At 47.8% G+C, this 14,786-nt stretch carries 12 protein-coding genes; all 12 read right to left on the bottom strand.

What is annotated here, in order from left to right; all coding sequences use genetic code 11:
- Positions 1–477, bottom strand: a complete 477-nt coding sequence (gene spoVAC / locus IEW48_RS01820) for a stage V sporulation protein AC (protein WP_188622342.1) — start codon at positions 475–477, stop codon at positions 1–3.
- An 11-nt stretch (positions 478–488) separates the two neighbouring features.
- Positions 489–1,349 (bottom strand): DUF421 domain-containing protein, encoded by an 861-nt coding sequence (locus tag IEW48_RS01815; protein WP_188622341.1) that lies wholly within the window; start codon positions 1,347–1,349, stop codon positions 489–491.
- Between the two features lie 37 nt (positions 1,350–1,386).
- On the bottom strand, positions 1,387–1,593 hold the full coding sequence (locus IEW48_RS01810) for a DUF1657 domain-containing protein (RefSeq protein WP_188622340.1): 207 nt from the start codon (positions 1,591–1,593) through the stop codon (positions 1,387–1,389).
- A gap of 201 nt (positions 1,594–1,794) precedes the next feature.
- Positions 1,795–2,004, bottom strand: coding sequence for a DUF1657 domain-containing protein (locus IEW48_RS01805; protein WP_007505553.1), 210 nt, complete (start codon positions 2,002–2,004; stop codon positions 1,795–1,797).
- A 138-nt stretch (positions 2,005–2,142) separates the two neighbouring features.
- Positions 2,143–3,954 carry an ABC transporter ATP-binding protein gene (locus tag IEW48_RS01800; RefSeq protein WP_188622339.1) on the bottom strand — a complete coding sequence of 604 codons (1,812 nt, stop codon included), beginning with the start codon at positions 3,952–3,954 and terminating at the stop codon, positions 2,143–2,145.
- Positions 3,955–3,957: 3 nt separating this feature from the next.
- Positions 3,958–5,706 (bottom strand): ABC transporter transmembrane domain-containing protein, encoded by a 1,749-nt coding sequence (locus tag IEW48_RS01795; RefSeq protein WP_188622338.1) that lies wholly within the window; start codon positions 5,704–5,706, stop codon positions 3,958–3,960.
- Between the two features lie 204 nt (positions 5,707–5,910).
- Positions 5,911–7,719, bottom strand: coding sequence for an L-lactate permease (locus IEW48_RS01790; protein WP_188622337.1), 1,809 nt, complete (start codon positions 7,717–7,719; stop codon positions 5,911–5,913).
- 155 nt (positions 7,720–7,874) lie between these two features.
- Positions 7,875–9,320 carry an FAD-linked oxidase C-terminal domain-containing protein gene (locus IEW48_RS01785; protein ID WP_188622336.1) on the bottom strand — a complete coding sequence of 482 codons (1,446 nt, stop codon included), beginning with the start codon at positions 9,318–9,320 and terminating at the stop codon, positions 7,875–7,877.
- Positions 9,321–9,349: 29 nt separating this feature from the next.
- Entirely contained in the window at positions 9,350–10,714 is a 1,365-nt protein-coding gene (locus IEW48_RS01780) for a (Fe-S)-binding protein (protein ID WP_188622335.1), read from the bottom strand.
- Entirely contained in the window at positions 10,715–12,019 is a 1,305-nt protein-coding gene (locus tag IEW48_RS01775) for an FAD-binding oxidoreductase (RefSeq protein WP_007505559.1), read from the bottom strand.
- Between the two features lie 24 nt (positions 12,020–12,043).
- On the bottom strand, positions 12,044–12,748 hold the full coding sequence (locus IEW48_RS01770) for a FadR/GntR family transcriptional regulator (RefSeq protein WP_188622334.1): 705 nt from the start codon (positions 12,746–12,748) through the stop codon (positions 12,044–12,046).
- 130 nt (positions 12,749–12,878) lie between these two features.
- Positions 12,879–14,486 carry a malate synthase A gene (aceB, locus tag IEW48_RS01765; protein ID WP_188622333.1) on the bottom strand — a complete coding sequence of 536 codons (1,608 nt, stop codon included), beginning with the start codon at positions 14,484–14,486 and terminating at the stop codon, positions 12,879–12,881.
- Positions 14,487–14,786: the final 300 nt, after the last annotated feature.

The following is a 14,786-nucleotide window of genomic DNA, read 5'->3' as shown; positions in this document are numbered from 1 at the left end:
TTATCCTCCTAAATTCGTGATGAGATAGTGGATAATGCCAATAAAGAAAGCGGCTACCACACCAAAGACAATGACGGGACCGGCCAGTTTGAACATGTTGCTCCCGACACCTAAGACAAAACCCTCGCTGCGATGCTCAATAGCCGCTGAAGCAATCGCATTGGCAAAGCCAGTCACAGGTACCGCTGTCCCTGCACCGGCCCACTGGGCTATACGGTCATACACCCCAAATCCCGTCAACAATGCTCCAATGAGAATAAGGGTCGCCACTGTCGGATCCCCTGCCGTCCGCTCGGTAAAGTCAAAAAAAGTCGTATAAAACAAGGTGATGGCTTGTCCCAGCGCACAAATAGTGCCCCCTGCTATAAACGCGCGCAAACAATTCATCAAGAGAGGGCGTTTAGGTTCCCGTACCTTGGCAAAAAGCTGGTACTCTTTCTGAGTGGGGGTCAGTGTTTTTTTCTTTTTATCAGACATTCACTTCACTCCTAGGTTGTAAGATGAGGCTCTAATTGTTCCGTTATCTTTTTAATCTCCTTGGCAAACCGCTGGTATTTCCGCCGCCATTCCTGATTTTGAGTCTCCAATGCATGGCTTAACAGATCGGCTTCCACCTTTTTCAATGTAGCCAGTAACAAAGCTTTTGCCTTGGGTTGCGGAAGCTGAATGGCATCATCAAACAGATCGAGATACAGTTCCCCCATTGAATCCACCTGGCCAATAAACACATTTTCGGGATTTACTCCTATTTTTTTCAACTCGGTAAATAACCATTCACGATTTAAACCTAGGCTAGTCAGGGGCTCATCCATTATTTTTCCATCTAAAATCACGGTTTGCGGCTCCCGGGCCTGACTGACGTTTAAGCGCATGTCCATGGGAGTAAGCGGTTGTTTTTCCCGCTTCAGCAAAGCCGTGATATCTCCGTTGGCCTCCATGACAGCAAATTCAACATCGGACACTTGGAAAATGTTTTTACGCCTGAGCTGGGATAACAGCTCTTCCCCCGTCATTCTGGCCGACTGCAGATTTTCTTCCAACACTTTGCCGTTTTTAATCACCTCAATTTCCTTGCCATAGAAATGGTCATGGGCCCATTTGGACTTTTGCACCAAGTACTGAACCAGTAACACAGCGAGAAACCAAATGAACAAGCCAATCAAGCCATAAGCCAGATTTTGAACAACATTCAAAGCGACCAGGGCGATCATGACCGCTGTCACCAAACCCACAATATAGTCAAACCAAGTCATGCCTGAGACAGGTTTGCGTCCCAAGAGCGGCACGGCAAGCAGAAGGAGTGCGAACAGCCCCGCCGTCCTTAAAATAATGATTAACCATTCCTGCATATTCCATATTCACCCTTTCTCCTCAATACCTGCTCCATTAAAACCCCCTGTATTGCGGCTCTTCAAATTCCATTTCCTTTAAGCGTTGGTCCAGTTGGGCGATGATTTGTTCCGCTTGCTGCCCGCATATTTTGAAAGTTTCTTTAACCCGTTGGTCAGGATGGTGGGTGGCATATGTCTCCATGGTCGCTTGTGCCCCTTTTAAGGAGGCAATGGTTTGTTTTAACTTTGAAGCTACGGTCACAATGATCCCTCCTACACTTACGTTAGATCCTTTTCCACAGGGTCGGATAGCGAAAAACACACCGCTGTTGGCTTATGTAAGCTTTAACTGTTGCTTCCCATGGGGAAGAAATGCTTCCCTCAAAAAACAACCAAGACCAAAGGCATATAGGGTACGGAAACCCAAGATGTTCATCTTGGGTTCCTTAGTTTGGTTGTCAAGTTAATTTTGTTGTTTAAATTGGGGTTCTTCATCCAACACTTGTTGGTAACGCCCCTCAAGTTGGGTCACGATATTTTTTTGTTGCTGGGCCAATTGTTGGAACAACTGCTTCGCTTGCTGGTTTTGGGTTTCCAAAGCAAATTGTTCCAAACTGGCCTCAACGCTTTTGGCTGAAGAAATAGCCTGTTGCAATTGGGTTTGTACTGTCACGCTCTTCTCACTCCTTTCTCCGTTAATTAAGTTGTCCCTCTCAATCTGTTTTATGAATGGAAAAAAAAGAGATTGCCCCTTAGAGCAACCTCTCCCTACCGCTCGATACCCACTCAATCATCTTCATTAAGTAAAATATTATTTCTGTACAGGCAGCTTGTCATTTAAACCATGCTGCAACAAGTACATCTTGTGATAAAGCCCTTTTTGGGCCAATAGTTCCTGATGTGTTCCCCTTTCGATGATTTCACCTTGATGCAAGACTAAGATCAAATCAGCATCTTGAATGGTGGACAGCCGGTGAGCGATGGCGATTGTGGTTCGCCCTTTGCGCATGTTGGCCAATGCCTTCTGTATCGCTTCTTCCGTCTCCGTATCCACACTGGCCGTAGCTTCGTCCAACACCAAAATTTTGGGATTTCTAATCATCGTCCGGGCAAAGGAAATCAGTTGGCGCTGCCCGCTGGAAAACGTAGCTCCCCGCTCTCCTACTGTTTCTGAGTACTGACGGGGCAACTTTTCAATAAAGGTGTCGGCTTGCACCAATTTTGCTGCTGCCTTTACATCTTCATCTGAAAACGAAGGATCGTTCAAGGTGATGTTGGAGCGGATATCTCCCACGAACAGAAACGGATCTTGCAAAACCAAGCCGATTTTTTTCCTTAATTCTTCATCCTTATACTGTTCAAGCGGGACACCGTCAATCAAAATTTGTCCTTGTTTAAGCGGATAAAAACGGAGCAAGAGATTTACAATGGAGCTTTTTCCGCTCCCCGTATGCCCGACAAGGGCAACCGTCTGACCCGGCTTGGCCTCGAAAGAGATGTTTTTAAGCACATCCACTTTACCGTCATAACTAAAGGTGACGTTCCTGAATTCAATATGACCGGCTGAGATAACGGGGTTGCCTGAGCCTTGCTGAGAAGGGGCCAGCTCAGCCTCGTCTAAAAGCCCAAAGACCCGCTCACCAGCTACCAGTGCTTGCTGCAATTGGGCTAAACGCATCATCATCATGTTCACAGGTTCAAAAAAACGGTCCAAATAAGTGACAAAAGCCCAAACCACGCCAATTTCGACTCCGCTTGTAAAAGATTGGCGCCCAAAATAACTGAGTATTAACACAATGGCAAGCAGATAGATGAAGTCAGTGGCCGGCCTGAGCAACAGGCCATTAAAGCGGACTGTTTTTAAATGGGCTTGATAATGCTCATCAGTAATACGGCGATATTCATCCCGCAAACGCTGTTGTTGACGGAAAGCCTGGATTATGCCCATGCCTTGCAGCGATTCATTTAACTTGGCATTCAGCAAGCTCAGCTTTTGCCGGGTTAAGTGATAGGCATGAGAGCTTAAACGGCGGTAAGCATACATGACGCCAATGATAAAGGGTAACAGCGTGAGGCAAAACAAGGCTAAACGGGTATCCAAATAAAACATAGCCACAAAAATGCCCAACAGGAAAACCGTGCTTTGGATGAAGACAGCCAAAACACTAATATACAACTCTTTAATTGCCTCTGTATCATTGGTGATCCGCGAGACAAGGGTTCCTGCCGGTGTACGGTCAAAGAAACTTAATCCCAAATGCTGCACCTTGCTAAATAGATCCATTCTGAGCTTCTGAATAATGTACTGGGCAATTTTTTGGAACGAAAACAATTGATAATACATTAAAGCCACTGAGGCCAAATGTAAGACAACATACAATCCGGCCAACAAACTGATGGCCTGCCAGTCAAAAACCCCCGGGGCCAGATAATCATCAATAAACGTTTTCACCAGAATGGGCCCGATCAGGTCAGCTCCTGTGGCCAGGAGCAAAACCATCAAGGCGATACACAGGCCCTTCCTATGGGGACGGGTATAGCTCAACAAGCGAAGAAAAACACGTTTTCTGCTTACTTTTTCTATTGGTGATTGCTCCCGGTTTGAAGCACAACCTTGACTCACCGCTCATCCCCCTTTTTCAACAAGGGATTCCAGTTGCTGATGGTCATACATCATCCGGTACCAGCCGCCAAGCTCCATCAACTCCTGGTGAGTCCCTCGCTCTACAATTTGGCCTTCACTCAACACAACGATTTCCTCGGCATGCTCCACGCTGCTTAAGCGATGGGAAGCAATAAGGGTTGTTTTATTTCGCCGGTATTCTTTAAGCGCTTTCAGGATCGTCTCTTCTGTCTGGGCATCCACTGCTGACAAAGCATCGTCCAAAATAAGGATCTCAGGATCCATCAACAGTGCCCTGGCAATGGCGAGGCGCTGTTTCTGTCCTCCCGACAAGGTGACTCCCCTTTCCCCCACAACCGTTTCATAACCCTGATCAAAGTGAAGAATATCATCATGTATACAGGCAATGCGAGCCACCTCTTCGATCTCTTCCATCGCGGCTTGAGGGCGGCCAAAAGCAATATTTTCCCTAATGGTAGCCGAAAACAGAAAATGATCTTGGGGAACATAGCCAATGCTTTGCCGCAGAGCATCCAAGCTGTACCGGTAAATGGACACTCCTCCAATCTGTATGTCTCCTGCAGTACAGTCAAACTCACGCAAGAGCAGGCGGACAAGCGTAGTTTTACCGGCCCCTGTTTTGCCGATCACCCCCAAAGTATGCCCCTGTCTGATGCGGATACGGATATTTTGTAAGGCCGGTCGCTGCTGGCCAGGATAGAAGAAAGCGTCAATATCATATTGGATGTCCCCTTGCGGCTTGTGCTTGAGTGCTCCTTTTACATCCTTAACCGCAGGTTGAATACTTAACAGACTGCTCACACGATCATAGGAGGCACGCCCTCTTTCCACAATGTTAAACAACCAACCAAAGGCTAGCATGGGCCAAATCAGCATGCCCAGGTACATGGTGAAGGTGGTCAATTGTCCCACTGTCATTTCTCCCCTGACAATAAACCATGAGCCAAAAGCAATGGCCAAGAAAAATGAGACTCCCACGATCAGGGAGATGGTGGGATCAAACAGCGCATCTATGCGGGACACGGCAATGTTTTTGTTTACCACATCATCCGTTTGTCGTTTAAAGGCAGCCTTTTCTGCTTCTTCTTGTCCGAAAGCTTTAATCACCCTCATGCCGGAGATGTTCTCCTGCACTTTGTCATTCATGTCTGAAAAAGCAGCTTGAGCAAGATGGAAACGCTGATGCAACAGTTTGCCATAGTAGCTGGTGGCCCAAGCCATGATCGGCATGGGGATTAGCACGATCAAGGTCAGGGGAGCATGAAGGGTGGTAAACATCATGACGATCACTAACCCGCCCAATGTCAGAGAGTCAACGAGGGTCAGCACCCCTTCACCGGCCGTGGCTTCAATCGCCTGCACATCGTTTGTGGAATGGGCCATCAAATCCCCAATGCGCCGTTGCTGGTAAAATTCTGGGCTCATCAGGGTAAAGTGATGATACAAGCGGTTACGCAAAAGGCGTCCCAACCTTAAAGCGGCGCCAAAAATCAAAACCCGCCAGGCAAACCGGAGCGCATACACCACCACACCAGAGGCTAACAAAATGCCCAGCCAGCGCCACAATTCAGCTGGCGTCAGTGTCCCTTCAGCTATTCTATCCACAACTAACCCAACCACATACGGTGGCAACAAGGTTAACAGGGAAACCAGCACTAAACAACAAATACCGAGCAGGTAGCTTTTTTTTTCTTGATTAAAAAACCACATTAAATCTTTAAAAATACCCATCGTAATCATCCTCTGTCTATGTGTGTCATCATCAGCCATGGTGAACACAGGCCGTTATCAAACCAAAATTTTGAAATGCAGAAAGATTATATCGTTAACTGACTAAATTGTAAAGGGGGTATCGTTTGTCAGAATCATTTGCCCATTTATTTTTGTAAAAAATAAACGCCCTGCCATGTGGCAGAGCGGACAAACGGGATGTGCTTATAAGGCCGCATGCTTGTCATCCTTATGAGAAGTGGAGCGTTTATGATTAGCGCTGATGATATAAATGGCAGCAGCAACAATACCCAGCAAAATGAAGGTGCCAATATTGAACAGTCCTTTTTCACCATACCAGACGATCAGATAGACAATACTCCCTGCGGTCAGAGCATAATAGATAAACGGCAGCATTGTCATACGGATTACAGTTCCTTCCCGACCGACAAGCCCTGCTACAGCAGAAGCGGCAACAACGTTGTGGACACAAATCATATTTCCTGCTGCACCGCCAACAGCTTGTAAAGCGACGATCCAAGTGGGGTCTACCCCAATACGCTCCCCTACCCCGAACTGGAATAGGGAGAACATCATGTTGCTAACCGTGTTACTGCCCGCCACAAAGGCACCCAAGCCGCCGATAAAGGCACCCGCTAAGGGCCAGGCTGAGCCAACAAGGGCTGCTACACCATCGGCGAGGGCAATGGGCATCCGTTCGAAGCCTGCTGCTCCTCCCTGCGTATTAATGAACACTTGTACCATGGGAACGGTAAAAATCAGTGCTGTAGACGCCGCAATCATGGTTTTGCCTGAACTTGCCCAGGCACGCCTGTAAGCCGCTACATCCATCTGGTGAATAAAGAATGTGATGAAGGAAACAACAATGAAGATGGTTCCTGGTAAAAACAAAGGCTGAAAGCTGGCTGTGATCTCTGTCCCAAAAATATTGGGAAAGGTCACTGTCCACGATTTTAACCATGCTTCAAAAGGCAATGCTTTTAACCGTGTCAAAACCAGCAACAAGCCGACCAGGATATAGGGAGACCAGGCCTTAAGCATGTTCATCTTGCCTTGCGGATGTCCCACATCTTCTAAGGTAATGCGGCCGATCCATTCCGGATCCCAGTTTTCTTTTTTGTCAAAATCCCAAACCTCTTCTTGAGGAGGCATTAAAAATCCTTTTTTGGCAGCGGTTACAACAATGGCCAAACCAATGAGTCCCCCTAACATGGACGGAAATTCGGGCCCCAATACATTGGCCACAATGAGATATGGAACCGTCATGGCCAAAGCAGCAAACAGAGCAAACTTCCATACTTTCAGTCCTTCTCCAAAGGACTTGTTTTTGCCAAAGAAACGGGTCATAAACGCAACCAGAATGAGTGGCACCAGCGTACCTACCAAGGCATGCAACACAGCCACTTTGGCGCCAACCATATTGAGAAACAGATTCCAATCTGCATACCCTAACTGGGCCACATAAGAGCTGACTGTTTCATCCATTCCACCGCCAAGTCCCGTATTTACACCTACCAAAATAGGCGTGCCAACAGCCCCAAACGAAACTGGTGTGGACTGAATGATCATCCCGGCCACCACGGCCGCCATTGCCGGAAAACCCAAGCCTACCATCAAGGGGACAGCCACAGCTGCTGGCGTACCAAATCCCGCCGCTCCTTCAATAAACGAACCAAATAACCAGGCAATGATAATGACTTGAATGCGGCGGTCGGGAGTTATGTCAGTAAACCCTTGGCGGATGGTGCTCAGTCCTCCACTTTCCTTCAGCGTATTTAACAGCAGGATCGCACCAAAAATAATATACAACAATGTTCCTGTAACAATGAGACCGTTAACGGTAGCTGCTGCCACTTGTGCACCGGGAACTTTCCAGACAAACAGGGCCAGCAAAACAACCACAATGTAAGAAATAGGCATCGCTTTACTGGCCGGCCACTTTAACAGGACCAGAAAAACCAATACGGTTACAATCGGCAACAAGGATAAAAGCGCTAACAGGCCTGTATTCACGCTTTATCCCTCCATTCTTTATTATTAAAAATTATCAATAATTATTTTATAGACAAATTTCAGATATATACTCCCAAAAAAAAGCTGAACCAGATGGTAAATGCCTTTTCTTTGAATACTAATCGAATCATTTTTCTTTAGTGCTCGCTATACGTTTACTTGTGGGCCGCCTGCTTCACTTCTGCACACCGGCTGGGAGTGGGAAACAATTTGTCGGGATTAAGCAATTGCTGGGGGTTAAACACATCCCTGATCTGCAATTGGGCTTCGATCTCTTCATCGGTGAACACAAAGCGCATTTCTTCTTTTTTCTCAATGCCTACACCGTGTTCTCCAGTGATGGATCCCCCCACATCTGCGCATACTTTGAGCACTTCTGAACCCACTTTGACAGCCAGGTCTGTCTCCCCGGGCTTGCGGGAGTCAAACAGGATCAAGGGATGCAAGTTGCCGTCCCCCGCATGGAACACATTGGCGATGCGCAGCCCCGAGCGTTCACTGATTTCGCCAATACGGGCCAAAACTTCGGGCAAGCGGCTGCGGGGGATCACACCATCCTGCACCAGGTAATCTGGTGAAATGGCCCCCATAGCCCCGAAGGCCGTTTTACGGTTGGCCCACCATCTCTGGGCCTCTTCAACCGTTTGGGCCACCTTCACTTCCCTGACATTCCGCTTTTGGCACACCTCCACCACTTCAGCAATTTGATCATCAATTCCTGCAGCAAGGCCGTCCACGGCCAAGAGCAAGACCGCTTCAATGTCCCGGGGGTGCCCCACAGGAAAATTGGCCGCTTCAACCCCTTCAATGGCCACTTTATCCATCATTTCCAAGGCAGCCGTCACAATTCCAGCCGCAATAATATCGGAAACAGCTTGGGAAGCATCTTGCACCTTGTCAAAATAGGCCATCACCGTCTTCTTTTCCTGGGGAGTTTTCAAGATGCGCACCTTAATTTTGGTCACAATGGCCAAGGTTCCTTCCGAACCGGTGATGAGGCCCATCAAATCGTAGCCCGGCACATCAGGAACACCACCGAGTTCAACAATCTCCCCATTGGCTAAAACCGCTTCCATGCCAAGAATATGGTTAGTGGTCACACCGTATTTCAAACAATGGGCTCCGCCCGCATTTTCAGCCACATTGCCTCCAATGGTGCACACATATTGACTGGAGGGGTCTGGCGCATAGTAATAACCTTTATCCGCTATCGCATTGGTTAATTTTAAATTCACAAATCCGGGTTCAACCACGGCATAGCGGTTGTAAAAATCCACTTCTAACAACTTTTTCATGCGCACCAGGCTAATGATCACTTCATTGTTTTGAGGAATAGCCCCGCCGCTAAGTCCCGTTCCTGCTCCCCTGGGGATGAAGGGAATCTGTTGTTGATGGAGGTACTTAACCACAGCCGAAACTTCTTCCGTTGACTCTGGAAAAACAACAGCCCGGGGGATTCCCTTGTGAATGGTGTAACCGTCGCATTCATAAGCAACCAGGTCTTCATAGCGGTATAAAACATCCTCTTCACCCACAATAGCCTGCAGGGCAGGAATAATGGGATCCTTGGCAGAAATCCGTTGTTTCTTTTTAAACAACATGTCTTCTACGCCTCCTTGGCAGCGTATTGTTAACCAGAATCCTGCCGCGCGCTGCTCTGTTGATAAGCCCAGTCTAATACTTCCACCGTATGGACCACACGCTGGTTGCGGCCCTCACGCAACACACCCATGGCCATCTGCAACATACAGCCGGGATTGCCCATTGTAATCAGTTCTACATCCTGAGGAACGTGCTTCATTTTTTCTGTTAAGATTTTTCCAGCCATATCCGGATGAGTCAAGTTATAAATACCGGCACTGCCGCAGCATGTATCAGCGTTGGTCATTTCCACCACTTCAACGCCTGGAATGCTTTGTAGTAATTTGCGCGGTTCAAAGCGAATCCCTTGACCATGGGCCAGATGGCAAGCATCATGGTAGGTCACGCGCAGATTGAATTCCCCTGTAGGTTTTTCATATCCGTTATCATGTAAAAACTTGGAGATATCTTCCACCTTTTCAACAAAAACTTGGGCCTTTGTTTTATACTCTTTATCGTTACGCAACAATTCAGCATACTCTTTTAACGCGCACCCGCATCCAGCAGCATTGACGACAATTTTATCGACACCAGCCGACAAAAATGCATCAATATTCTGACGGGCCAATTTTTTTCCCGTCTCCCGGTCTCCGGCATGAATCTGCAGCGCCCCACAGCATTTTTGTTCTTTGGGCAACACAACTTCATAACCATTGCGGGTGAGCACACGAATAGTCGCCTCATTGATATCACTGAACACGACATCCATGACACAACCTGTCAAAAGTCCGACGCGCTGTTTGGTGGGTCCTTGGGCCGGAACGACGGTAGGATAAGTTTTCAGAACAGGCTTTCCAGCAGGAGGGAGAACTTTTTCCATCTCCTCAAGATGTGCAGGTAATATTTTAAGCAAGCCCAGCTTACGCACCACATGCTGCAAGCCGCTCTTCTGGTAGAATTTCAAGAGCTGGCCTAACAAATAGAGCCTGGACGAATAAGGAAAGATGCCCCTGAGGAACAAGCGGTTTAGCCAACCTTTCCAACCTTTCAAAGGCATAGCTTGGCGGACTTGGCCTCTTGCCTGCTCAATTAAAGCCCCAACTTGAACCCCGGCCGGACAAGCCGTTTCACAGGCCCGGCAATCGAGGCAAGTAAAGACCGGATCCTCAAACGCTTCATTCACTTCCAGTTTTCCCTGGGCTACCGCCTTAATTAAGTGAACCCTTCCCCGCGGTGACTGGTGTTCCTGACCGGTTTGCAAATAGGTGGGACAGGCCTCCAAACACATGCCGCAGTGCACACAGACTGAGAATTTATCTTCATCAGGGGGATCCTCCCACAAATAATTGCTTGCCGAATGGCACGGAGGTGCTTGACTGTGTATTCCCTCTAGACGCTGTTCGGAAATACTCATTTATAACCCTCCTACAAAACGTTTATGGTTTAGGATGAGTTGGGAATCAATCGTTTTACGGATGCCCTCCAGTAACGGAAAATACGCTGGCTTTTCACCCCAGACACTCACCTTTTGCCTAAAGGAGAGCGGAGCATGCCGAATCACAACATAGCCGTTTCTCTGCTCTACGAAAGAGCGGAGCCCGCGAACCAGCGTTTCAACCTGTCTCGCATCATGTCTGATGTACACTGCGGACAATCCATGACCCAGCCCTCCGTGGGCTTCCAGGACAATCCCGTGTTGAAGCGCCAAACGCTGACACTCCTCAATAATGGGGAGCACATCCATGTTCTGACTGCCAATCTTAAGTGCGATTTCATGTTGTCCGCATTGATGATTGGGATTAGGTGGCAGCATGGCGAAACGGTTCCACCATTCTCTGGTCTTGTCCCTGGACAAGACCTCTACACAAGTTCCCTGGGGAATGTTGGTTTTGATCCATTGTTCCTGGTAATTCACCGCCTTTTCCCTGTCTTCAAAGGTGATGGCTAATCCGTATCCTTCGTGGTCCGTTAAACGCTTGTTTATAGCAGGATTAAGCAACTCTAAGGTGACTGGCTCCAAAACAGAATCTAAAAGCCGAAGCGCAAATTGACGAACGTTGGCCAACTTGTCCTCTGCAAAGGAAAGCAGCACCAACCTTTCATCTTGGGGCAGAGGGCGCAATTTAACAGTGATTTCCGTCAGCACACCCAAAGTACCCATAGAACCGATAAAGAGCTTGTTCATGTCGTAGCCGGCTACATTTTTGACCACCTTGCCTCCACTTCTAATGATACGGCCGTCCGGATAGACAATGCGCAAACCAATCACATGATCCCGGGCTGAACCGTATTTAAGACGCTTGGGTCCGCTGTCATTGGCTGCAATAACCCCCCCGATAGTTGCCTCATCAGGCCAGTAGGGGTCAAGGGGCAGCATCTGCCCGTGCTCAGCCAGCTTCGCTTTTAGTTCAGCAATGGTGGTTCCAGGTTTGATTGTCGCAATCATATCACCTGGAGAATGCTCCACTATTCCTTTCAAATGGGATAAACTAAGTAATACATCTGCCTTGGGCTCCGTTCCGCCAAACCCCCGCTTTGTTCCTCCGCCAACGGGAATAATTTTGAGCCCTTTTTGGCTGGCATAACTTAAAATACGAGACACTTCGCCCTCGTTTTGGGGATATGCCGTATATGGGGCCCAATTGCCAAAGGGATCAGACCTTGGCTCATTTGCTTCAATATGTTTGACTCCTGTTTGTTGTCTAAGCTCGGCCAGCATATCGCTCACCCCCGTGATTTGTAATTACCTGGAATACCGGTCCTGCGCTTGGTTCAATATGGCTTCCACATAACATAAATGGTCTAGCATGGCTGTCCTGGCCTGTTCCTCATGCTGAGCTTTGATGGCGGTATAGATGGCCGCATGTTGTTTTCTGATAGATGTGGACACTGTTTCGGAATGGAGCGCCATGCGGTGGCAATTGATAATGGCTTTTTTCAACAGGACTGACAGCGTCTCCATGAGACGAATAATCACTTTGTTGCATGTTGCTTCAGCAATAGCCATATGAAAGGCATAATCCGCTTCCCAATCTTCTAAGGAATCGGAATATTCCATCTCCTCCAGAGCTGTTTCCATCTGTTGAAGATGGGACTCAGTACGGCTTATGGCGGCCAGTTCAGCACTGCCAGCTTCCAATATTTTACGCACATTAAATACATCTATCAGATCCTGTTTTTCCAAAATAAATAATTGCTCAAACAGCTGTCCTGTATCAAAGGAGCGTATGAAAGCTCCTTCTCCTTGTCTCACTTCCAATATGCCTTTACCTTTTAATGTGGTAATCGCATCCCTTACCGCGGAGCGTCCCACATCAAACATAGCGCATAATTGGCGGACCGAGGGGAGTTTATCACCCGGTTTTAAGTGTTGGGAGACAATCCATTGCTCCAGCTGTTCAGCCACCCGCTCCGAAATTTTTTTAGGCGATATCTTTTCCAAGTCCATTAACACCCCTCCCCTCTAGAGCAATGGTTAGTCACGGTTGAAAACTGATATATAACAGTTCATGGTTTGAAAGAGGGAACACTCATACCCTTGGATTGGGAAAAGTGTTCCCTCTCTAGATGAATGCAAGCTAGTCAAGATACTCATAGCACGGCAAGGTTAAGAAGTCGACCAGTTCTTCAGCAGTAGCCATCTTGGTGAACAATTCCACGGCCAGGTCATATTTGCCTGTTTTAAACCGTTCTTCGCCCACCATCTCTTTAATTTTTTGCAGTTCTTCATCTACCAGTTGATTAACCAGTTCCACGGTTACTTTACGTCCGTCATCCAGCACTCCCTTGGGATGATGGATCCACTGCCAAACCTGGGTACGGGCAATCTCTGCCGTAGCTGCATCTTCCATCAGATTAAAGATAGGAACAGCACCTGAACCGTTGAGCCAGGCTTCCAAATATTGAATGCCAACACTGATATTGTTGCGCAGGCCCGCTTCGGTAATCTTTCCTTCCGGCACGGCTAAGAGATCACTGGCTGTGACCTGCACATCGTCACGCTGTCTGTGAATCTGGTTGGGAGTAGGCAAATATTTGTCAAATACTTCCATAGCCACAGGCACCAGTGCCGGATGAGCGACCCACGTTCCATCATGACCGTCCTTTGCCTCTCTCTCTTTATCCGCCCGAACTTTGGCAAAAGCTTCCTCGTTCGCTTGCGGATCATCCTTGACCGGAATTTGGGCGGCCATGCCGCCAATGGCAGGCGCCTTGCGCTTATGGCATGTTTTGATGGTCAGCAAGGTGTAAGCCCGCATAAAAGGAACGGTCATGGTGACAGAGTTGCGGTCCGGCAAAATCACATCAGGATGATTGCGCAACACTTTGATGTAACTGAAGATATAGTCCCAGCGGCCGCAATTCAGCCCTGCAGAATGTTCCCGTAATTCATACAAAATCTCATCCATTTCAAAAGCGGCCAGGATGGTCTCAATCAGGACTGTGGCCTTGATGGTTCCACGGGGGATGCCAAGTTCCTCCTGAGCCATGACAAAGATGTCATTCCACAATCTGGCCTCCAGATGGCTTTCCATTTTGGGCAAATAGAAGTACGGGCCAGACCCTTGTTCAATCAACGTCTTGGCATTGTGGAAGAAATACAACGCAAAATCAAAAATGCCACCCGGAACAGGCTTTCCGTCTACCAGGACATGTTTTTCATCCAGATGCCAGCCACGGGGCCGTACGATCAGAGTGGCCACCTTATCCTTTAACTTGTATTCTTTTCCCTCCGGTGTGGTAAAGTCAATTTGGCGGCGAATGGCGTCACGCAGGTTGATTTGGCCCTGAATGGTATTATCCCAGGTGGGGGAATTGGCATCTTCAAAGTCAGCCATGAAGGTTTTAGCCCCTGAATTGAGGGCGTTGACGACCATTTTTCGCACCCCGGCCGGCCCTGTAATCTCTACTCGCCGGTCTTGCAGGTCTTCGGGCAAAGGAGCAATGGTCCAATCACCATTGCGAATATGCTCCGTTTCTTTCAAAAAGTCTGGTAAACGTCCGGCATTAAATTCCTTTTGTCTCTCTACCCTCCTTTTTAACAGTTCATCGCGTCTGTCCGCAAAGGCTCTCACCAGCTTGGCCATGAATTTGAGTGCTTCCGGAGTTAAAATTTCAGCATAGGCAGGTGTCACCGGTGCATTGATTTGCACACCTTCAATATTGTGGTACGCTTGTGTCGCCATATTGAAAATCCCTTCCTTTCCAAGTTCTATTTGTGATGAACAGTTGTCTGATATGTGATATCTGAAAGCTACTTTAATTGTAGTAAAGTTGGCTTAGTTTTGTCAAACATTAATTTTCTGTTATAAGCAATTTTCTGAAACGAACCCTTTTTAAGGGTACCAAAGTCCCTATATTGAACACTCCCACCACCTACGCTTCGCTTAGAGGTGGGGGATTCTTGGGAACAACAGCCTACCAGCCGTTTATTGACCAAGCGATCCCCGTGTGTCCCACGGTTCAGTTGACTAGAAAGCCAACAA

This window comes from Caldalkalibacillus thermarum, from assembly GCF_014644735.1.
GTDB lineage: Bacteria > Bacillota > Bacilli > Caldalkalibacillales > Caldalkalibacillaceae > Caldalkalibacillus > Caldalkalibacillus thermarum.
Note: the sequence above shows the minus strand (reverse complement) of the source record. Positions and strands in the feature narration are given on the sequence as shown.